At 73.6% G+C, this 20,627-nt stretch carries 20 protein-coding genes and 1 riboswitch; of the genes, 10 read left to right on the top strand and 10 right to left on the bottom strand.

The features are described 5' to 3' along the window. Positions 1-103 precede the first annotated feature (103 nt). A complete protein-coding gene (gene purU, locus QMF98_RS12985; protein ID WP_337973420.1) occupies positions 104-970 on the bottom strand; it encodes a formyltetrahydrofolate deformylase in 867 nt (288 codons plus the stop codon). A 48-nt stretch (positions 971-1,018) separates the two neighbouring features. Here purU and QMF98_RS12980 point away from each other — a divergent pair, with 48 nt between their 5' ends. After that, positions 1,019-1,549, top strand: coding sequence for a GNAT family N-acetyltransferase (locus QMF98_RS12980; protein ID WP_291757768.1), 531 nt, complete (start codon positions 1,019-1,021; stop codon positions 1,547-1,549). Here QMF98_RS12980 and QMF98_RS12975 read toward each other — a convergent pair. Then, complete coding sequence (locus QMF98_RS12975) at positions 1,536-2,492, bottom strand: DMT family transporter (RefSeq protein WP_337973419.1); 957 nt, start codon at positions 2,490-2,492, stop codon at positions 1,536-1,538. The two genes, QMF98_RS12980 and QMF98_RS12975, sit on opposite strands and share 14 nt — an antisense overlap. 42 nt (positions 2,493-2,534) lie before the next feature. Between QMF98_RS12975 and QMF98_RS12970 the strand changes: the two genes are divergently transcribed. The 5 genes from QMF98_RS12970 to QMF98_RS12950 all read left to right on the top strand — a co-directional run bounded on the left by QMF98_RS12970 (position 2,535) and on the right by QMF98_RS12950 (position 6,927). Further along, a complete protein-coding gene (locus QMF98_RS12970; RefSeq protein ID WP_337973418.1) occupies positions 2,535-3,059 on the top strand; it encodes a MarR family winged helix-turn-helix transcriptional regulator in 525 nt (174 codons plus the stop codon). 90 nt (positions 3,060-3,149) lie between these two features. Beyond that, a riboswitch (ZMP/ZTP riboswitch) is annotated at positions 3,150-3,239 on the top strand. 71 nt (positions 3,240-3,310) lie between these two features. Then, entirely contained in the window at positions 3,311-4,588 is a 1,278-nt protein-coding gene (glyA, locus tag QMF98_RS12965) for a serine hydroxymethyltransferase (protein ID WP_337973417.1), read from the top strand. Next, the gene (locus QMF98_RS12960; RefSeq protein ID WP_337973416.1) at positions 4,588-5,469 is read left to right on the top strand and encodes a bifunctional methylenetetrahydrofolate dehydrogenase/methenyltetrahydrofolate cyclohydrolase; all 882 of its coding nucleotides are present in this window, start codon (positions 4,588-4,590) and stop codon (positions 5,467-5,469) included. Before glyA ends, QMF98_RS12960 begins: the two co-directional genes overlap by 1 nt. Before the next feature lie 137 nt (positions 5,470-5,606). Next, positions 5,607-6,086, top strand: coding sequence for a VOC family protein (locus tag QMF98_RS12955; RefSeq protein ID WP_337973415.1), 480 nt, complete (start codon positions 5,607-5,609; stop codon positions 6,084-6,086). A 43-nt stretch (positions 6,087-6,129) separates the two neighbouring features. Beyond that, positions 6,130-6,927: an exodeoxyribonuclease III gene (locus QMF98_RS12950; RefSeq protein ID WP_337973414.1), complete on the top strand. Its 798-nt coding sequence runs from the start codon at positions 6,130-6,132 to the stop codon at positions 6,925-6,927. Positions 6,928-6,984: 57 nt separating this feature from the next. Here the strand turns inward: QMF98_RS12950 and QMF98_RS12945 are convergent, their stop codons facing one another. From QMF98_RS12945 to QMF98_RS12935, 3 genes are all read right to left on the bottom strand, one after another. After that, positions 6,985-8,151, bottom strand: coding sequence for an Mrp/NBP35 family ATP-binding protein (locus QMF98_RS12945; protein ID WP_337973413.1), 1,167 nt, complete (start codon positions 8,149-8,151; stop codon positions 6,985-6,987). Positions 8,152-8,227: 76 nt separating this feature from the next. Beyond that, a complete protein-coding gene (locus tag QMF98_RS12940) occupies positions 8,228-8,752 on the bottom strand; it encodes a DUF1003 domain-containing protein (protein WP_291757757.1) in 525 nt (174 codons plus the stop codon). Further along, on the bottom strand, positions 8,745-10,013 hold the full coding sequence (locus QMF98_RS12935; RefSeq protein WP_337973412.1) for a magnesium transporter MgtE N-terminal domain-containing protein: 1,269 nt from the start codon (positions 10,011-10,013) through the stop codon (positions 8,745-8,747). The genes QMF98_RS12940 and QMF98_RS12935 overlap by 8 nt, the downstream gene beginning before the upstream one ends. A 92-nt stretch (positions 10,014-10,105) precedes the next feature. Here QMF98_RS12935 and QMF98_RS12930 point away from each other — a divergent pair, with 92 nt between their 5' ends. Continuing rightward, positions 10,106-10,822, top strand: coding sequence for a YflT domain-containing protein (locus QMF98_RS12930; protein WP_337973411.1), 717 nt, complete (start codon positions 10,106-10,108; stop codon positions 10,820-10,822). 9 nt (positions 10,823-10,831) lie between these two features. Here QMF98_RS12930 and QMF98_RS12925 read toward each other — a convergent pair whose 3' ends face one another. From QMF98_RS12925 to QMF98_RS12910, 4 genes are read right to left on the bottom strand one after another with little or no spacing between them, the layout of a single operon-like run. After that, on the bottom strand, positions 10,832-12,376 hold the full coding sequence (locus QMF98_RS12925) for an aminopeptidase P family protein (RefSeq protein WP_337973410.1): 1,545 nt from the start codon (positions 12,374-12,376) through the stop codon (positions 10,832-10,834). Beyond that, positions 12,336-12,917: an NADH-quinone oxidoreductase subunit NuoE family protein gene (locus QMF98_RS12920; protein ID WP_337973409.1), complete on the bottom strand. Its 582-nt coding sequence runs from the start codon at positions 12,915-12,917 to the stop codon at positions 12,336-12,338. The genes QMF98_RS12925 and QMF98_RS12920 overlap by 41 nt, the downstream gene beginning before the upstream one ends. After that, on the bottom strand, positions 12,914-14,845 hold the full coding sequence (locus QMF98_RS12915; RefSeq protein WP_337973408.1) for a [FeFe] hydrogenase, group A: 1,932 nt from the start codon (positions 14,843-14,845) through the stop codon (positions 12,914-12,916). Before QMF98_RS12915 ends, QMF98_RS12920 begins: the two co-directional genes overlap by 4 nt. A gap of 10 nt (positions 14,846-14,855) precedes the next feature. Further along, complete coding sequence (locus QMF98_RS12910; RefSeq protein WP_337973407.1) at positions 14,856-16,046, bottom strand: complex I 51 kDa subunit family protein; 1,191 nt, start codon at positions 16,044-16,046, stop codon at positions 14,856-14,858. A gap of 221 nt (positions 16,047-16,267) precedes the next feature. On the opposite strand from QMF98_RS12910, the gene QMF98_RS12905 reads away from it, so the two are divergent. Together QMF98_RS12905 and QMF98_RS12900 are read left to right on the top strand one after the other, a co-directional pair. Further along, positions 16,268-17,113 carry a PHP domain-containing protein gene (locus tag QMF98_RS12905; RefSeq protein ID WP_337975626.1) on the top strand — a complete coding sequence of 282 codons (846 nt, stop codon included), beginning with the start codon at positions 16,268-16,270 and terminating at the stop codon, positions 17,111-17,113. Next, the gene (locus QMF98_RS12900; protein ID WP_263729549.1) at positions 17,110-17,730 is read left to right on the top strand and encodes a MarC family protein; all 621 of its coding nucleotides are present in this window, start codon (positions 17,110-17,112) and stop codon (positions 17,728-17,730) included. The genes QMF98_RS12905 and QMF98_RS12900 overlap by 4 nt, the downstream gene beginning before the upstream one ends. A 119-nt stretch (positions 17,731-17,849) precedes the next feature. On the opposite strand, the gene QMF98_RS12895 is transcribed toward QMF98_RS12900, so the two are convergent. Then, entirely contained in the window at positions 17,850-19,526 is a 1,677-nt protein-coding gene (locus QMF98_RS12895) for a DEAD/DEAH box helicase (protein WP_337975625.1), read from the bottom strand. Between the two features lie 318 nt (positions 19,527-19,844). On the opposite strand from QMF98_RS12895, the gene QMF98_RS12890 reads away from it, so the two are divergent. Further along, complete coding sequence (locus QMF98_RS12890) at positions 19,845-20,618, top strand: ferritin-like fold-containing protein (RefSeq protein ID WP_337973406.1); 774 nt, start codon at positions 19,845-19,847, stop codon at positions 20,616-20,618. The last annotated feature ends 9 nt before the right edge of the window (positions 20,619-20,627 follow it).

Raw genomic sequence — 20,627 nt, 5'->3', positions numbered from 1 at the left:
GCGGGGCCCTCGTGGCGTGTCCGAGCACTTCGGGCCGGCGCGGGCAGCTCGGGCGAGCGCGAGAAGCTCGGACCGACGCGAACAGCTCCGGCGGGCGGGTGGCTCAGCGGAAGACGATGGTGCGGCGGCCGTCCAGCAGCACGCGGTGCTCGGCGTGCCAGCGAACGGCACGGGCCAGCGCGCGACGTTCGACGTCCTGGCCGAGGCGCACCATGTCGGCGACCGTGCGGTTGTGGTCCACCCGCTCGACGTCCTGCTCGATGATCGGCCCCTCGTCGAGCGCCGCGGTCACGTAGTGCGCCGTCGCTCCGATCAGCTTGACGCCGCGGGCGTGCGCCTGGGCGTACGGGCGGGCGCCCTTGAACGACGGCAGGAACGAGTGGTGGATGTTGATCACCCGGCCGGGCAGCCGTCGGCACAGGTCGTCGGACAGCACCTGCATGTAGCGGGCCAGCACGACCAGCTCGACGTCGAGCTGGTCGACCAGCTCGAGCAGCCGCGCCTCGGCCTGCGCCTTGGTGTCGGGGCTGACCGGCAGGTGGTGGAAGGCGATGTCGTAGAACTCGGCCAGCGGGCGCAGCACCTCGTGGTTGGACACGACGGCCACGATGTCGATCGGCAGGCTCTCCGACCGCTGGCGGAAGGCGAGGTCGTTCAGGCAGTGCGCCGCGGTGGAGACCATGACCAGGGTCCGGATCGGTCGACCGGCGACGTCGAGCTCCCAGGTGAGGTCGAACCGCTCCGCCAACGCGGTCAGCGCCGTCTCCAGCGACTCCCGCGACGCCGCCGCCGTCACCTGCACGCGCATGAAGAACAGACCCGAGTCGGCGTCCCCGAACTGCTGCGACTCGGTGATGTTGCCTCCGTGCTCGGCGAGCAGGCCGGCGACCGCGGCGACGATGCCGGGACGGTCGGGGCAGGACAGGGTCAGCACCCAGGCGGTGGCGTCGGTGTCTGTGGTGGGGGACACGAGGCCCGAGAGTAGTGCGGTCGGTGCCGGGCCTGGGACGATGGCCGCATGACGGCCGACGACATCGAGATCCGCCTCGTCACCGCGGAGGACGCCGGCGAGCTGCTGACGCTGCGCCGGGCTGCGTTCGTGACGGAGGCGCAGCTCGCCAACGACCCCTTCATCCCGCCGCTGACGCAGACGCTCAAGGAGCTGCGAGCCGACCTGTCCGCCCCGGGCGTGATCACCGTCGGCATGTGGCAGCGGCACCGGCTGGTCGGCTCGATCCGGGTGCTGGTCGAGGGTTCGAAGGCGACGCTCGGCCGGTTCGCGGTCGCGCCCGACCAGCAGGGCAAGGGCGTCGGCACGCACCTGCTCGACGCCGTGGCGACGTTCCTGCCGGACGGCATCAGCGAGGTGTGGATCTTCACCGCGCGGGACTCCGTGCAGAACATCGCCATGTACACGCGGCGGGGCTACGAGTACCAGCACGACCGGACGGCCGGGGACCTGACCTACGCCTACCTGCGCCGGTTCCTGGGTCGGGACCCCGGTGAGGAGCTGGAGCCCGCCGACGACGGTGCCGCTACCGAGGACTGACGCTGCACGGTTCGGCGAGCCGCGGGGACTCGTCGGCTGAGCCCGGGACGGGCGCTCTGCGCCGGACGAGCGGTGCCCGCAGGCGTGCGACGACGGCGGCGGTCGACGGCTGTCCGACCAGCACGGCTGCCAGCACGGTGATCGTGCCGACCACCTGGAGCGGGCCGAGCCGCTCGCCGCCGAGCAGCAGCCCGAGCGTGACGCCGGTGACCGGGTTCAGGAGTCCGAGCAGGCCGACGGCGGAGGCGGGTAGGCGGCGCAGGCCCGAGAACCAGGCCAGGTAGGCGAGCGCCGTGGCGACCAGCGCCACGTATCCGACGGCGAGGAGGGCCTCGGGTCCCAGCCTCGGCGGCGGACCCTCCACGAGCAGGGCAGCCGGGGTCAGCAGGAGGCCGCCGCCCACCAGCTGCCAGGCGGTGGAGCTGACGACGTCCACGTCGTCGCGCCAGCGCGTCGCCAGGCCGTAGCCGACGGACGACATCACCATCGCGCTGACCGAGGCCGCGATGCCGAGCGGGTCGGGACGCGCGGCGCCCGTGGTCAGCATCGCCACGACGCCCGCCACGCCGAGGGCGGCGCCGACCAGGGCGGCGCGGGTCGGGTGCTGGCCGAGCAGCGGCCGGGCGACCAGCATGAGCACGAAGGGCGACGTCGCCATGACGGTCGAGGCGGTGCTGGTCTCCAGCCGCTGCGAGGCGACGTACACGAGCACGAAGAACACGCTCGTGTTGAGCAGGCCCAGCACGGCGGAGCGCCACCACCACCGACCGCGCGGCAACCGTCGGGCGACGAGGAGCAGCAGCAGGCCGGCGGGGAGTGCGCGCAGCGCCGAGCCCCACAGCGGGAGCTGGGCCGGCAGGGCGTGCCGCGTGACGAAGTAGGTGGCACCCCACGCGACGGGGGCGACCGCGGTGGTGGCGGAGGCGCGCCAATTACCTTCCATGGAAGGGATAGTACCTGACCGGGAAGATATAGGCTGGGCGGCATGGCGGACGACGGGGTGCCGGGCCCGGATCGCATCGACCTGCTGCGGTCTGCCTGGGAGCGGGAGCGGCCGGACCTCGACGTCAGCCCCCAGGGTGTGGTCACCCGCCTGCACCGGGTGGCGAACCACCTGACCGACCGGCTCGTGGAGGTCTACCGGAGGCACGGCCTGGGCGAGGGCGACTTCGACGTGCTTGCCACGTTGCGGCGCGGGGGAGCGCCGTTCGAGCGGAGCGCCGGCGACCTCGCGGAGCACACGCTGGTGACCACCGGCGGGATGACCAAGCGGATCGACCGGCTGGAACGAGCCGGGCTCGTCGAACGTCGTCGCGACGCGCACGACGGCCGCGGCCGGGTGGTCGCGCTGACCGCGCGGGGCCGCGAGGTGATCGACGCCGCCTACACCGAGCACATCGCGAACGAGCACCGGCTGGTCGCGATGATCGGCGAGGAGCGGGCCGGTCAGCTCGAGCAGATCTTGCGGGTGTGGCTGGCGGCGCTCGAGGAGCCGCCCGCGCACGACTGACGGGCCCGTGGTCGTGAGACGGTCGGCGGTCCCGAGACGGGCCGTCGTCCTGAGACGGGCTGGCGGCAGGCGACGGGCCCGTTGGTAGTCTTGGCGCGTCGCGACTGGCGCAACGGGTGGGTCACCACCGGGGAGCGACGCAGCAGCAGGACCAGCGGGTCGGACGCCTGGGCCCCCGGTCACCCACCACCACGGTGCGGGGTGCCCGTCGCCGGCCGCCGCCCACCGCTGACTGCGAACGGAGCGCCACCATGACCGATCTGATGGATCAGTCCATCGCTGAGCTCGACCCCGACATCGCCGCCGTCCTGGACGGTGAGCTCGCCCGGCAGCAGGGCACGCTGGAGATGATCGCCAGCGAGAACTTCGTCCCCCGCGCGGTGCTGCAGGCGCAGGGATCGGTGCTGACCAACAAGTACGCCGAGGGCTACCCCGGCAAGCGGTACTACGGCGGCTGCGAGCAGGTCGACATCGCCGAGACGATCGCGATCGACCGCGCCAAGGCGCTGTTCGGTGCCGAGCACGCCAACGTGCAGCCGCACTCGGGCGCGACGGCCAACGCGGCCGTGCTGCACGCGCTGGCCACCCCGGGTGACCGGATCCTCGGCCTCCAGCTGGCCCACGGCGGTCACCTGACGCACGGCATGAAGATCAACTTCTCCGGCCGGCTGTACGACGTCGCGGCGTACGGGGTCGACCCCGAGTCGTTCCTGATCACCCCCGAGGCGGTGCGTGAGGCCGCGCTCAAGCACCGTCCGGCCGTCATCATCGGCGGCTGGTCGGCGTACCCGCGGCACCTGGACTTCGCGGCGTTCCGCGAGATCGCCGACGAGGTGGGCGCCAAGCTCTGGGTGGACATGGCGCACTTCGCCGGCCTCGTCGCCGCCGGGCTGCACCCGTCGCCCGTGCCGTACTCCGACGTCGTCTCGTCCACCGTGCACAAGACGATCGGCGGCCCGCGCTCGGGCTTCATCCTCTCGCGCGAGGAGTACGCCAAGAAGATCGACTCGGCCGTGTTCCCCGGTCAGCAGGGTGGCCCGCTGATGCACGTGGTGGCCGCCAAGGCCGTGGCGTTCAAGATCGCCGGTACCGCGGAGTTCGCCGACCGCCAGCGCCGCACGCTGGAGGGCGCCAAGATCATCGCCGAGCGCCTGTCGGCGGCGGACGTGCGGGACGCCGGGGTCTCGGTGCTCACCGGCGGCACGGACGTGCACCTGGTGCTGGTGGACCTGCGGAACTCGCCGCTCGACGGCCAGCAGGCCGAGGACCTCCTGCACGACGCAGGCATCACGGTGAACCGCAACGCCGTGCCGTTCGACCCGCGCCCCCCGCGCGTCACCTCCGGCCTGCGCATCGGCACCCCGGCGCTCGCCACGCGCGGTTTCGGTGCTGCCGAGTTCACCGAGGTGGCGGACGTGATCGCGACCGCGCTGGTGGACGGCACCGGCGCGGACATCGACGCGCTGCGGGCACGGGTCGCCAAGCTGACCGAGGCGTTCCCGCTCTACGCCGGCCTGAAGCAGTACTGATGACGGCACGGCTGCTGGACGGCACCGCGACAGCGGCTGCTATCAAGGACGAGCTCACCTCCCGGGTCGCCGCGCTGGCGGCCCGGGGGCTGCGCCCCGGGCTCGGCACGCTGCTGGTCGGGGACGACCTCGGGTCGCGGCTCTACGTCGAGGGCAAGCACCGCGACTGCGCGCAGGTCGGCATCGCGTCGATCCGTGAGGACCTGCCGGCTGACGCCACGCAGGAGCAGATCGAGGCGGCGGTCACGCGGCTGAACGAGGACCCGGACTGCACCGGCTTCATCGTGCAGCTGCCGCTGCCGAAGGGCATCGACACGCACCGTGTGCTGGAGCTGATCGACCCGGCGAAGGACGCCGACGGCCTGCACCCGACCAACCTCGGGCGGCTGGTGCTGCGGGTGAACGAGCCGGTGACGTCACCCCTGCCGTGCACCCCGCGCGGCATCGTCGAGCTGCTCACCCGGCACGGGGTCGACCTGCGAGGGGCGGACGTGGTGGTCGTCGGACGGGGCGTGACCGTCGGACGGTCGATCGGGCTGCTGCTCACGCGCCGGGAGCTCAACGCCACGGTGACGCTGACCCACACCGGGACGGCGGACCTGGCGGCGCACACGCGCAACGCCGACGTCGTGGTCGCCGCGGCGGGGGTGCCGGGCATCGTGACGGCGGACATGGTGCGGCCCGGTGCCGTCGTGGTGGACGTCGGGGTCTCGCGGGTGACCGACCCGGCGACGGGCCGGTCGCGTGTGGTGGGCGACGTGGACCCGGCGGTGCGCGAGGTGGCGGCGTGGGTGTCGCCCAACCCCGGCGGCGTCGGGCCGATGACGCGGGCGATGCTGCTCACCAACGTCGTCGAGGCCGCGGAGCGCATCCTCGCCTGAGCGCGTCGCCGGCGGTGGGCCGGTGCCGCGTGCGACCCCAGGGCGCGGTGCCGGTCAGCCTGGCGATGAGATCGCGTGGTGGGGGCGGTCGGTACGGCTGACGGTGCCCGCAGGGGGCGCCGGGGACGGGGTCGGTCATGACGACGGTTCGCTCGCACCTGTGGTTCGACGACCAGGCGCTACCGGCGGCGCAGCACTACGCCGCGCTGCTGCCGGACACGAGGGTCACCTCGGTGGTGCAGGCGCCGGCGGGCACACCCGGTGTGGCGGACGGTGCGCCGTTCATCGTCGAGCTCGAGCTGGTCGGCGTGCCGTTCACGTTCCTGAACGGCGGCCCCGCCCTCCGGCTGGACGCGGCCTTCTCCGTGCTCCTGCAGGTGGACACCCAGGAGGAGGTCGACCGGTACTGGGACGCGCTGACGGCCGACGGCGGACAGCCGGGTCAGTGCGGGTGGTTGGTCGACCAATTCGGCGTGTCGTGGCAGGTGGTGCCCGCCGGGTTGACGCGCGTGATGAGCGGGTCCGACCCCGCCGGCGTCGCCCGCGCGATGGCCGTCATGCTCACGATGTCGAAGCTCGAGGTGGCCCCGCTCGAGGCGGCCTACGCCGGTCGCTGACCTGGTCGGCGGGGATGTCGGTGGCGTCCGGCAGGATGTCCCGGTGCTGAGCGTCGCCACCGTCAACGTCAACGGCATCCGTGCCGCCTTCCGCCGCGGCATGGGCGAGTGGCTGGACAAGCGCCAGCCGGACGTGCTGCTGCTGCAGGAGGTCCGGGGGTCGGACGAGATCCTGGCCGACCACCTGGACCCGGCGGTCTGGGACCTCGCGCACGAGGCGGGCGCTGCGAAGGGCCGGGCCGGCGTGGCGATCGCGTCGCGGTTGCCGATGACCGCCGTCCGCGTCGGCCTGGGCACCGGAGCAACGGGTGACGCCGGGCGGTGGGTCGAGGCGGACGTCACGGTGCCGGACGGTGGGACGCTGACCGTCGTGTCGGTGTACCTGCACTCCGCGACGGTGGGCACGCCGTCGCTGGAGGAGAAGTACGCGTTCTGCGAGCACGTCGGCGCACGTCTGCGGGAGCTGGCGCAGGCCGGCGGGCTGGCCGTGGTGGGGGGCGACCTGAACATCGCCCACCGCGAGGTGGACATCAAGAACTGGAAGGGCAACCTGGCGAACGCCGGCTTCCTGCCGCAGGAGCGGGCGTACCTGGACCACTGGTTCGACGACCTCGGCTGGCACGACCTGGGGCGCGAGCTGGGTGGCGGCGGTCCCGGGCCGTACACCTGGTGGTCCTGGCGGGGCAAGGCGTTCGACAACGACGCGGGGTGGCGGATCGACTACCAGCTCGCGTCCGCACCGCTGGCCGAGGTGGCCGTGGCGGCGAACGTGGACCGTGCGCCGTCGTACGCCGAGAGGTTCAGCGACCACGCCCCCCTGGTCGTGGAGTTCGACGCCTGAGCCATCGGGAGGGCATCACCGGCCACGGCCGGGGGAGCGGTGCGCTCCGTGCTCCCGTCAGCGGCCGACGGGGGAGAGCCCGAGCGAGCGGCCGGCCAGGCCGCGGGGCCGCACCGCCAGCCGCTTGGCGATGTCGGTGAGCACCCGGGCGGCGGCCGTCTCGGGGTTCGCTGCGACCACCGGCGTCCCGCCGTCGCCCGCCTCGCGCAGCGACACGTCGAGCGGCACCTGACCCAGCAGGGGCACGTCCGTGCCGGTGATGCGGGACAGGCTCTCGGCGACCCGAGCGCCGCCGCCGGCACCGAACAGCTCGAACCGGGTGCCGTCCGGCTGCTCCAGCCAGGACATGTTCTCCACGACGCCGATCACCCGCTGCCGCGTCTGCACCGCGACGGCACCGGCACGCTCGGCGACCTCGGCCGCCGCGACCTGCGGGGTCGTGACCACCACCAGCTCGGATGCCGGCAGCAGCTGGGCCACGGAGATGGCGATGTCGCCCGTCCCGGGCGGCAGGTCCAGCAGCAGCACGTCGAGGTCGCCCCAGAACACGTCGGCGAGGAACTGCTGCAGGGCCCGGTGCAGCATCGGTCCGCGCCACACGACGGGCTGGCCGGGGGCGACGAACTGGCCGATCGACACCACCTTGACGCCGTTCGCCTCGGGCGGCAGGAGCATGTCGTCCACCTGCGTGGGCGGGCGGTCGGCGCCGAGCATGCGCGGCAGCGAGAAGCCGTAGATGTCCGCGTCGACCACGCCGACGGACAGCCCCTGGCGGGCCATCGCCACCGCGAGGTTGGCCGTGACGGAGGACTTGCCGACGCCACCCTTGCCGGACGCCACCGCGATCACCCTGGTCAGCGAACCGGGCTGGGCGAACGGGATGACGGGCTCGCCGGCCCCGCCGCGCAGCCGGGAGCGAAGCTCGGCACGCTGCTCGGCCGTCATCGACCCGAGCTGGACCACCACCTCGTCGACGCCCGGCACCGCGGCGACCGCGGCCGTGACGTCGCGCTGCAGCGTGTCCTTCAGCGGGCAGCCCGGCACGGTGAGGTCGATGCCGACCACGACGCGGCCGCCGTCGAGCTCGACGGAGCGCACCATGCCGAGGTCTGTGATCGGCCGGTGGATCTCCGGGTCCTGCACCCGCGCCAGCGCTGCCCGGATCGCCTCTTCGAGACCGCCGGGGGCGGGAGACGTGGCGGTGGGCGGGGTGTCGGTCGGCATGGGGCAATCGTAGGTGCGGCGACCGGGCCGTCATCTGTGACCCTCGTCGCCTCCTGGGTCTGCGACGGCCCGGGCGTCAGGCGCTGGGTGGCGCGCTCCGGTCGGTGCCGCCGCTCGTGGTCGGCACGACGTCGGCGTCGCGGTCCTCGGTCAGGTCCTCCAGCAGGGCCCGGAGCTCGGACCGCACGAAGTCTCGGGTGGCGACCTCCGACAGCGCGATGCGCAGCGCCGCCATCTCGCGGGCGAGGAACTCGGTGTCCGCCAGGCTCCTTTCCGCCTGCTGCCGGTCCTGCTCGAGCGCGACGCGGTCGCGGTCGTCCTGCCGGTTCTGGGCGAGCAGGATCAGCGGCGCCGCGTACGACGCCTGAACCGAGAAGCAGAGGTTGAGCAGGATGAACGGGTACGGGTCCCAGTGGCCGACCAGCCCGACGACGTTGAGGAAGATCCAGACGATGATGAACCCGGTCATGTAGAGCAGGAAGCGCCCGGTGCCCATGAACCGGGCGAACGCCTCCGCACCACGGCCGATGGCGTCGGGGTCGAGCGCAGGCCGCCAGGTGCGACCCTGCTCGCGCGGGGTGTCCAGCCGACGCTCAGCCATGCTGGGCACCCGTCGTCTCGTCGTCGACCTCGCGCCAGTCCTCCGGCAGCAGGTGGTCCAGCACGTCGTCCACGGACACCGCACCGAGCAGCCGCCGCTCGGCGTCGACCACCGGGAGCACCAGCAGGTTGTAGGTGGCGAGCTCACGGGTGACCCTCAGCAGCGGCGCGTCGGCCGTCACCGGTTCGAGGTCGGTGTCGACGATCGCCCCGATCGGCTGGTGCGGCGGTTCGCGCAGCATGCGCTGCAGGTGCACGACGCCGATGAACCGGCCCGTCGGCGTCTCCAGCGGTGGGCGCGTGACGAACACGACCGATGCGAGGGCCGGGTTGAGGTCCTGCCGCCGGACGTGCGCGAGCGCCGCGGCGATCGGTGTCTCAGGGCCCAGGATCACCGGTTCGGTGGTCATCAGGCCGCCGGCGGTGTTGTCCTCGTAGGCGAGCAGCCGGCGGACGTCCCGCGCCTCCTCCGGCTGCATCAGGCCCAGCAGCTCCGCCTGCTGCGCGTCAGGCAGCTCGCCGAGCAGGTCTGCCGCGTCGTCGGGCTGCATCGCCTCGAGCACGTCCGCCGCCCGGGTCAGGTCCAGGACCTGCAGGATCTCGACCTGGTCGTCCTCCGGCAGCTCCTCGAGCACGTCCGCCAGGCGCTCGTCGTCCAGCGCCGCGGCCACCTCGAGCCGCCGCGCGGTGGTCAGGTCGTGCAGCGCGTCGGCGAGGTCGGCGGGCTTCAGGTCGGCGTACTGCGCGAGGAGCAGCCGGGCGCCCTGGGCGTCCGTCGTGCGCGCGAGACCCCTGACCTCGTCGGCGCCGACGAGCATCGTCTCGCCACGGCGGCGCAGCAGCCCACCGCTGGGCCGGGGGCGCCGGACGAACAGCTGGGTGGCCAACCAGTCGCCGTTGCGCTGCCGCTCGATCGCGACGTCCTCGATCAGCACCGTTCCCGAACCGTCGACCAGGTCCACCGTCCGGTCCAGCAGCTCCCCGACGACGAGCGTCTCGGCGGCGCGCTGCTCGAAGCGGCGCATGTTGAGCAGCCCGGTGGAGATCACCTGTCCGGGGTCGATCGCGGTCACGCGGGTCAGCGGCAGGAAGATGCGGCGTCGTCCCGGTACCTCGACGACCAGCCCCACTGCGCGCGCCGCCCCCTTCGGGCGCACCAGCACGACGACGTCGCGGACCCGGCCGACGTGGTCCCCGAGGGGGTCGAACACCATGGTGCCCGCGAGCCGTGCGACGAAGACGCGTGTCCCGGCGGCGCTCACGCAGGTGAGCCTAAGCGGTGCGCCTCCGCACGGCACCGGGCGTGCCGGGGCTGCCCTAGGCACATCGCCGCAGCGTGGGCCAGGATCGACGCATGTCGTTCACCCGTCCGAACCGGACCCCGAGCACACCGACGCTGCCCAAGGGGGAGACCGTCGCGTCCTACGGCACCTACCTCGAGGCGCAGCGGGCGGTGGACCACCTCGCCGACTCCCAGTTCCCCGTGCAGCACGTGACGATCGTCGGCACCGACCTGCAGATGGTGGAGCGGGTGCTGCGGCGGCTGTCCTACCCGTCGGTGGCGCTCGGCGGGTTCGCCTCGGGGGCGTGGTTCGGTCTGTTCGTCGGGCTGATCTTCACCCTGTTCTCGTCGAACGCGACGAGCCTGTTCCTGCCCGCGATCCTGTTCGGCGGGGCGTTCGGGCTGCTCTTCTCGGTGATCACCTACTCGTTCTCGCGGGGCCGGCGCGACTTCACCTCGTCGAGCCAGATCGTCGCGACGTCCTACTCGGTGCTGTGCGCGACGGAGCACGCCGGCAAGGCGCGCCAGCTGCTCGCGTCGATCGGCGGGGTCCGCTCCGGCTGGCCGGACCGCACTCCGGAGCCCAGCCGGCCGATGGGACCCCCGCCGTCGGACCCCACCGCCACCTACCCGGGACCGGCGCGGCCCGACGTGCCACCGGTCGCGCCCCCGGCGCCGCCGGTGCCGCCCGCCTCGCCGACCGGTCCGTCGGCTCCGTCGCGTGCGGGTGAGCCGACGGGACCGTCCGGACCGGGTGGGCCGTCCGGACCGGGTGAGCCGACCGCCTGACCGGCCGGCTCAGGCCAGCAGGCCGGCCATCCACGCCTCCACGGCGTCGGGGTCGCGGGGCAGGGCCGCGGACAGGTTCTCGGCACCGTCCGCGGTCACCAGCACGTCGTCCTCGATGCGGACGCCGATGCCGCGCAGCTCCTCGGGGACCAGCAGGTCGTCCGACTTGAAGTACAGGCCCGGCTCGATGGTGAACACCATCCCGGCCCGGACGACCCCGTCGAGGTACATCTCGACGCGCGCCTGCGCGCAGTCGTGGACGTCGATGCCGAGGTGGTGGCTGGTGCCGTGCACCATCCAGCGGCGGTGGAACTGGGCGTCCGGCCGCAGCGACTCGGCGGCGCTGACCGGCAGCAGCCCCCAGGAGGCGAGCCGGTCGGCGATCACCTCCATGGCGGCGCCGTGCACCTCGCGGAACCGGATGCCCGGGCGCACGACGGCGAACGCGGCGTCGGCCGCGTCCAGCACCGCCTGGTAGACCTTGCGCTGCGCGTCCGTGAAGCGGCCGTCGACGGGCAGCGTGCGCGTGACGTCGGCGGTGTAGAGCGAGTCGATCTCGACGCCGGCGTCGAGCAGCAGCAGCTGGCCCGGGCGCACGGTGCCGTCGTTGTCGGTCCAGTGCAGCGTGGTCGCGTGCTCGCCGGCGGCGGCGATCGTCGCGTAGCCGACGTCGTTCCCCTCCTGCCGCGCGTGCCCGATGAACGTGCCCTCGACCACGCGCTCGCCGCGCCGGTGCGTGGTGGCCGCGGGCAGCTGCCGCACCACCTTCTCGAACCCGGCGATCGTCGTGGCGACGGCCTCGCGCATCTGCTCGACCTCGTGCGCGTCCTTGACCAGGCGCAGCTCCGAGAGCGCCTCGGCGAGCCGCTCGTCGCGCCGCTTGCCCGCGGCCTCGTCGGCGCGGATCTCCTCGACGATCTGCGACACGGCCTCGTCGACGTCCGGCACCACGGCCAGCAGCACACCGTCGGTGCCGGCGTCCTTGGCGAGCGCGTCCCGCAGGTCGTCGAGGTGGGCGGTGGGGACGCCGGTCAGCGTCGCCATGTCCTCGAGGGTCGGCCGGGCGCCCACCCAGAACTCGCCGCGCGCGCTGTCGGCGAAGAACTCCTCGCTGTCCCGGCCGGACAGGGGACGCAGGTACAGCACGGGCCGGTGGCTCCCGCCGCCCTCCCCGGTGCCGTCCTCGACCGGGTGCAGCACGAGCACGGCCTCCGGCTCCTGCTCCATGCCGAGCCCGGTCAGGTGGGCGAACGCGGCGTGCGGGCGGAAGCGGAAGTCGGTGTCGTTCGACCGGACCTGGGCGCGCCCCGCAGGCACGACGAGGCGCTGGCCGGCGAAGGCGGCGGCCAGCGCGGTGCGGCGGGCCGGCGTGAGGTCCGCGACCGCGGCCCGGGTGACCGTGCTCGCCGGCCGAGGCGCCCAGCCGGAGGTGACGAACCGGAGGAACTCCGCCGACGACGGCCGCAGCGAGCGGTTGCCGCCGCGGTCCTGGAGCGGCTGGTCGGCGGGGTGGTCAGCGGGCGTCGTCGTCTCTGGGGTCAGGTCCTCGGTCACCCGACCAGTTTCCCACCGGCGTCCCACCGACCGTGTCGTCCGACGACCCTGCACGGAGGCGTGCGACCAGCTCGCACGCGTCGTCGGGCGTCACCCGGCCGATCGCCTGCCTGTCCAGCAGGATCGCCGGCGGGCGGTCGCACATGCCGATGCAGTTGGCCCACGCGAGCGTGACGAGCCCGTCGTCCGTCGTCTCGCCGAACCGGATGCCGAGCTCGTTCTCGAGCCGTTCGGCGATCGCCCCCATGCCCGCCATCGCGCAGGAGATCGTCCGGCACAGGTGGACGACGTGCCGGCCCGTCGGCTCGGTGCCGAGGAAGTGGTAGAAGGTCACCACGCCCTGGACCTCCACGGGCGGCAGGCCGAGGCGGTCGGCGACCACCTGCATGGCGACGTCGCTGATCTGGCGCCGTTGCTCGCGCAGCGCCTCCAGGATCGGCAGCAGGGAGCTGCGTCGGGCGCCGTGCTGCGCCACGAGCCGGTCGATCGCGCCGACCAGGTCGGCCTCACGTTCCAGCACGTCGGCCGGGATGCCGGTCATCGGGACGCCTCCCTCGTCGCGCTCCGCTTGCCCGTCCCGCCCGCGGCGATGAAGCTGCCGCGTGGCGTGTACGTGGTGTGCAGCAGGTGGTGGGCCGTCGGCCCGTTGGGACCGTCGGTGAGCAGCTCGTCGTACAGCCGCAGCACCGCGGGGTTCTCGTGGCTCTTGCGGGCCCGACCCGTCTCGCCGTAGTGCGCGTCCTCCGCGTAGATGGCGCGTGCCCGCGCCGCGCGGATGGTCGCGTCGGTCGGCACGGGCTGGCCGCCGCCGCCCAGGCAGCCGCCCGGGCAGCCCATGAACTCGATGAAGTGGCACCTGCTGAACAGGCCGCCGGCGGCGATGTCCTCCATCACCTTCCGGGCGTTGCCCGTCCCGTGCACCACGCCGAGCCGCAGCGTCACACCGCGCAGCCAGTCGAAGTCGGGGATCTTCCCGGCGAGGATCGCCGGGACCGGTCCGAGCTGGTCGGGGAGCGTGATCTCGGTGTAGCGCGTGTCCTCGAAGCCGCGCACCGGCGTGATGTCGGCGTGGTCGAACAGCTCCTCGACCGGCCGGCCCGTGACCAGCTCGACGACGGTGCGCAGCGCGGCCTCCATCACCCCGCCGGTCGCCCCGAAGATCACGCCGGACCCCGACGCCGTGCCGAACGGGTCGTCGAAGTCCGACTCCGGCAGGTCCGGCAGCCGGATGCCGCACTCGCGGATCATCCGGGCCAGCTCGCGCGTGGTCAGCGAGACGTCGACGTCGCGGTAGCCCGAGTCGACCATCTCCGGCCGGGCCGCCTCGAACTTCTTCGCCGTGCACGGCATCAGCGACACCGAGACGACGTCCGCCGGGTCGACGCCCGCACGCTGCGCGTAGAAGCCCTTGATCACCGCGCCGAACATCTGCTGGGGGCTCTTGCAGCTGGACAGGTTGCCGATCGCCTCGGGGTACCGGTGCTCGAGGTACTTGATCCAGCCCGGGCTGCACGAGGTGAACTGCGGCAGCGGCCGGCTGTGGTCGTCGAGGACGAGGTTCTCGTACAGGCGGAGCAGCAGCTCCGTGCCCTCCTCGATGATGGTCAGGTCGGCGGCGAAGTTGGTGTCGAACACCTTGTCGAAGCCGATGCCACGCAGCGCCGTGTTCAGCTGCCACGTCACCGGGGTGCCGGGCGGCAGGCCGAACTCCTCACCCATCGCGGCGCGGGGCGCCGGTGCCGTCTGGATCACCACGTGCTTGGTCGGGTCCTCGATCGCCCGCCACACCGCCTCGGTGTCGTCGTGCTCCTGCAGGGCGCCCGTCGGGCAGCGGTCGATGCACTGGCCGCAGTTGATGCACACCACGTCGGAGATCGGCAGCGTCAGGTACGGCGACATGGTCGTCGAGCTGCCGCGGCCGATCACGCCGAGCGCGCCGACGCCCTGCACCTGTGCGCACGTGCGGATGCAGCGGGTGCAGTGCACGCACTTGTTCATGTCCCGCACGATCGACGGGCCCACCAGGTCGAACGGTCGCGTCGGCGCGGTCTGCCGGCCGAACCGGTAGTGGTCCGAGCCGTACTCGGCGGCCAGGTCCTGCAGCTCGCAGGCGCCGTTGCGGCCGCAGGTCTGGCAGGAGCCGTAGTGCTCGGCGAGCATCAGGTCGACCACCGTCTGGCGGGCCTGGCGCACGCGGCGGCTGTAGGTGCGGATCTCGACGGGCTCGCTGATCGGGTACGCGCACGACGCCTGCAGCGCGCGCTGGCCGACGACCTCGACGAGGCAGACCCGGCAGATGCCGACGTCCGGCAGGTCCGGGTGGTGGCACAGGGTGGGGACGCGGCGGCCCGCGAGGTGGGCGGCGTCGAGGATCGACGAGCCGACGGGGACCTCGACGGGGATGCCGTCGACGACGACCCGCACGGTGTCCGTGCTCGTCGCGGTGCCCGGTGTCGTGGTGGTGGTCATCGTCGTCCCCTCACCGTGCGCCGGCCGGGATGTGGCTGAGCATCTCCTGCTCCAGGCTGCTGACCAGGGACAGGAACACGTTCGGTGCGGCCTGCCCCAGCCCGCACTTGGACGCGATCTGCATGGTGCCGCCCAGGCTGACCAGGTCCGCCAGCTCCTGCCGCGTGCACTCGCCGCGGCGCAGCCGACGGATGCCCTCGAGCAGCTTCAGGCTGCCGACCCGGCAGGGGGTGCACTGGCCGCACGACTCGTTGACGAAGAACCACTGCAGGTTCTCGGCCACCTCGAGCAGGTCGCGCCAGGGCCCGAGGACGATGACGGCGCCGCCGGTGGACACGTCCTCGTAGCTGATCGCCCGGCCGAAGTCGCGACGCGGCACGCACGTGCCGGCCGCGCCGCCGACGATCACCGCCTTGGCGTCCGCCCCACCTGCCGCCTCCAGGACGGTGGCGATCGGCACGCCGAGCGGGAACTCGTAGATGCCGGGGTGCTGCACGTCGCCGGACACGCTGAGGAGCTTGGGGCCGGTGGACCGGTCGGTGCCGATCGCCGCGAACCAGTCGGCGCCGCGCGCGAGGATCGCCGCCGTCCAGGCGAAGGTCTCGACATTGTTCACCACGGTGGGCGCCCCGTTGTACCCGCGCACCACCGGGAACGGCGGGCGGCTGCGCGCCTCGCCGCGACGGCCCTCGAGGCTCTCGATCAGCGCCGTCTCCTCGCCGCACACGTACGCGCCGGCGCCGAGGAACACCCGCACGTCGAAGGAGAAGCCGGAGCCCAGCACGTCGTCGCCGAGCAGCCCGGCCTCCCGGCGTCGGGCGAGGCACGCCTCGAGGGCGTCGAGCAGGTAGACGTACTCGCCGCGCAGGTAGCAGATGCCCTCGTGCGCGCCGATCGCGTAGGCCGCGATCGTCATGCCCTCGAACACCAGGTCCGGCAGCTCGTCCAGCAGCACGCGGTCCTTGAACGTGGACGGCTCGCCCTCGTCGGCGTTGCACACGACGTAGCGCACGCCGTCCGGCGCCGGCGCACCGGCGGCGAGGGCCCACTTGCGGCCGGTGGGGAACCCGGCACCGCCACGGCCCTTGATCCCCGAGTCCGTGACGGTCGCCACCACCCCCGCCGGGTCGAGCGCCAGGGCGGCTCGCAGGCCGGCGTCGGGCTCGATCGACGCCAGGGTCAGGGGGGTGCGGATGCTCACAGGTGCCACCGCCTCGCGCTCGGAGCGCCAGGCGCACCGCGCGGCTCCCTCGGCACGCCTCACGCTGTGACGTCCTCAGTCCACCCCCCATCGCGCGCGGTGCGCGTGGTCCGAACGTCCCTTGTGGGAGGGCGGAGCAGCGGCGTCCCGGCCGATCGGCACCACGACAGGGCGGAGGCGTCCGATCCGGGCACTACCGTGTCCGCGTGACCCCGTCCGACGTGCGCATCGACCTCCACACGCACTCGTCGGCATCGGACGGGACGGGCTCACCGTCGCAGGTGGTCCGCGACGCGCGGGCGGCGGGCCTGGACGTGGTAGGCCTGACGGACCACGACACGACGAGCGGTTGGGCCGAGGCGGCGCACGAGGCGGAGCGCGCGGGCGTCGCGCTGGTGCGGGGCACCGAGGTGTCGGCGCTCGCGGGCGGTGTCAGCGTGCACCTGCTCAGCTACCTGCAGGACCCGACGGCGCCGGTGCTCGCCGACGTGCTGGCCCGCACGCGGGACTCCCGGGAGCACCGGGCGGAGCGGATGGTGGCACGGCTCGCGGCCGGCGGCGTGCCGGTGACCTGGGCCGACGTGCTGCTGCAGGCGAAGGACGCGGTGGCCGTCGGCAGGCCGCACATCGCCGACGCGCTTGTGGAGCTGGGCGTCGTGCCCGACCGGTCCGCCGCCTTCGTCGACCTGCTGTCCGCCCGGGGTCCGTACTACGTCGGCTACGCCGCGCCGACCGCCGTCGACGCGGTGCGAGCGGTCGTCGCCGCCGGCGGGGTGCCGGTGTTCGCGCACCCCGGTGCCGACGGCCGCGGCCGGGTGGTGGCGGACGACGTCATCGAGGAGCTGGCCGAGGCGGGCCTGGTGGCGCTCGAGGTGGACCACCGGGACCACAGCCCGGCGCAGCGCGACCGCCTGCGGGCGCTGGCGAACCGACTCGGGCTGCTGGTCACCGGGTCGAGCGACTACCACGGTGCCGGCAAGCCGAACGCGCTGGGGGAGAACCTCACCGACCCGGCGGTGCTGGCCGCGATCGAGGAGCGGGGGAGCATGCCGGTGGTCCGGCCGTGAGGGCCGTGCTGAACGTCCAGCTGCTGCTGTCGGCGTTCGTCACGCTGTTCGTGATCATGGACCCGCCCGGGACCGTGCCGATCTTCCTCGTGCTGACCGGCGCGATGAACCGCGCGCAGCGGGTGCGGGCGGCACGGCAGGCGATCCTCGTCGCGTTCGGCGTGATCGTCGGGTTCGCGCTGTTCGGCCAGCAGCTGCTGACGTACCTGCACGTCTCGCTGCCTGCCCTGCAGGCGGCGGGCGGTCTGCTGCTCCTGGTGGTGGCGATGGAGCTGCTCACCGGGAAGATGGACGACGAGCCGGCGCCGGACGTCGCCCGCGGCAACATCGCGATGGTGCCGCTGGGCACCCCGCTGCTGGCCGGTCCCGGTGCGATCGTCGCGACGATGGTGTTCGCGCAGCAGGCGCGCACCGCGGGCGACTGGATCGCCATCGCGCTGGCCGTGGTCGGCGTGCACATCTGCCTCTACCTGGCGATGCGGTTCGCCAACGCGATCCACCGGGTGCTCGGTGACTCGGGGACCATGCTGGTCAGCCGGATCGCCGGTCTGCTGCTCGCGGCGATCGCGGCGCAGCTGCTCGCGGACGCCGTGCTGACGTTCGCCCGGCAGGTCTGACCGGACGCTGCGTCCGACCGGACGGGCGCGTCCCGCGGCAGCCCCGACGACGACGGGCCGCCGCCGCACCCGAAGGTGCGAGCGACGGCCCGTTCGTCGTTCCGGAAGCGGTTCCGGGCTCAGCTCTCGGAGCCGGCCTCCGCCGTGGCGCCCGCGGCGCCCTCGACCGGGCGGCCGCCACGCGTGCGCCGACGGTTGCGCGACCGACGCTTGCGCGTCTCGTCGGCGGACGTTGCCTCGCCGCTCACGGGGGCTGCGCCCGCAGTGGCAGGTGCGGCGTCCGACGCGCGGGTGCGCTCGTCGTCACCCCGTCCCTGCGACCGGCCCTCGGACCGACCGCCGGAGCGCTGCCGGCTCCGCTCGCCGCGACCACCCTCGCCGCGAGGACCGTCGCCACGGCCACCGCGGCCGCGAGGTCCGTCGTGCTTCGGGGCGCCGCCGTGCTTGCCGGTCTCACCCAGGTCCTCGAGCACCTCCGCCGCCAGGCCCTCGCGGGTCTGCTGCGACTTCGGCAGCCGTCCGGTGATGCCCTCGGGGACGTCGAGGTCCTCGCGCACGTGCGCCGAGGAGGAGTAGGTCTCCACCGGCTCGGGGATGCCGAGCTCGAGCGCCTTGTCGATCAGGCCCCAGCGCGGCACGTCGTCCCAGTCGACGAAGGTCACCGCGGTGCCCTTGTGCCCGGCGCGGCCGGTGCGGCCGGTGCGGTGCAGGTAGATCTTCTCGTCCTCGGGGCACTGGTAGTTGATGACGTGCGTGACGTCCTCGACGTCGATGCCACGGGCCGCGACGTCGGTCGCGACCAGCACGTCGACCTTGCCGTGGCGGAAGGCGCGCAGCGCCTGCTCCCGGGCACCCTGGCCGAGGTCGCCGTGGATGGCGCCGGCGGCGAAGCCGCGCTCGTTCAGCTCGTCCGCCACCTTGGCGGCGGTCCGCTTGGTCCGCGCGAACACGATGGTCAGGCCACGGCCGCGGGCCTGCAGGATCCGCGCGAGCAGCTCCACCTTGTCCAGCGCGTGGGCGCGGTAGGCGACCTGGTGGATGTTCTTGACGGTCTTGGAGTCGTCGTCCGGGTCGCTGGCGCGGATGTGCGTCGGCTGGCTCATGTACCGGCGGGCCATCGCGACGACCGCGCCCGGCATGGTGGCCGAGAACAGCATGGTGTGGCGGCTGGCGGAGGTGGCGCCGAGCAGCCGCTCGACGTCGGGGAGGAAGCCGAGGTCCAGCATCTCGTCGGCCTCGTCCAGCACCACCGTGCGGGCGTGGGACAGGATCAGGCTGCGCTGCGTGAGCAGGTCGATCATGCGGCCGGGGGTGCCGACGACCACCTCGGCACCGCGGGCGAGCGCCTCGACCTGCGGCTCGTAGGCACGGCCGCCGTACACCTGCACGATGCGGACCTTGCGGGTCGCGGCCGCCATCGCGAGGTCGCCGGCCACCTGGACGGCCAGCTCGCGGGTCGGGACGACGACGAGCGCCTGCGGCTTGCCGGGCGCGGTCAGGTCGGCGTAGCCGTCCTCGTCGGGCGCGATCACGTGCTCGAGGAGCGGGATGCCGAAGCCGAGGGTCTTGCCGGTGCCCGTCTTCGCCTGGCCGATGATGTCGTGGCCGGCGAGCGCGACCGGCAGCGTCATCGCCTGGATGGGGAACGGGTGCGTGATGCCGTGCGACGCGAGCGCGGCGACGGTCTCGGGGCGGATGTCGAAGTCGGCGAACGAGGCGTCGACGGCCTGCACGGAGGAGGACGCGCGGGAGTAGGCGCCGACGGGCGTCGCGACGGCGTCCGCGGCGGTGAGCATGGTGTCAGCCGGCTGCTGATCGGTGGTGGTCACGTGGACTCTTCACTGCGAAGGGTGGCGGCGGGCGGCGGCCAGGGCGGCCGCGGCGTGTCGCCTGGCACCCCGGACGCGGCGGCGGCGCCACGCGGGTTGGCCGGCAGCCGATCGTGAATTCCGCCTCACGCACGACGTCCGGTCCGAGCGGACCGGGTGCCGGGGAGGTGGGCCACCTCGCAGGGGTGGACCCGAGATGCAAGACGACCGGGCAACCGATGTACGGGCGCGAGTCTACCGGACCTCGGTGGCGCCGCCCGGTGCGCCGGGCGTTACCCTCCAAGGATGACCGCCGACGCAGCCGTCCCCGCCCCGCAGACGTCCGCCCCGGCGTCCGCCGCGACCCAGGCCGCCGACGCCGGGACCCAGGCCGCCGATGCGGTGGAGCTGCTGGGCCTCGTCGCGCAGGTGGCGCACACCGAGTTCGTCCGCCTCGCCGCCGACTCCCAGGCGGCGCCCTCGATCGAGCAGCGCCTGGCGCTCAGTCGGTGCGCCGCCGAGTGCGTCCAGGGGCGTGACCGGGTGCTCGACCGGATCGCCGAGCTCGGTGGCGACCCGGTGGCGGCGATGGCGCGGCACGAGCACGTGATGGACGACTTCGACGCCCGGACGGCGCCGGGGTCGTGGTGGGAGCGACTCCTCACCGCGTACGTCGGCTACGGCGTCGCCGACGACTTCTGCCGGCTCGCCGCCGAGGGGCTGGACGAGCGCTCGCGCACCCTCGTCCTCGAGGTGCTCGGTGCGGGGTCGCCCGCGGAGCTGGCGGCTGCGGAGCTGGACGCCGCGTCCGCGCAGGACACGGTGCTGGCTGCTCGGCTGGCGCTGTGGGGCCGGCGTCTGGTCGGTGAGTCGCTCAGCGTGGTGCAGCGGCTGCTGGCGCAGCGGCCCGCGCTGGAGCGGCTGCTGCACGCGGCGCGCAGCGGGCACGGGCCGGAGTCCGCGGAGGCGGAGCCGACGACGACGAACGCACGGCCCCGGGCCGGCGAGAGCGCCGCGGTGCTCGGTGAGCTGACGGCCGAGCACACCCGGCGGATGAACCGGCTGCGCCTCACCGCCTGAGCGGGTCGG

The sequence above is a fragment of the Cellulomonas sp. NTE-D12 genome (assembly GCF_027923705.1).
GTDB lineage: Bacteria > Actinomycetota > Actinomycetes > Actinomycetales > Cellulomonadaceae > Cellulomonas.
Note: the sequence above shows the minus strand (reverse complement) of the source record. Positions and strands in the feature narration are given on the sequence as shown.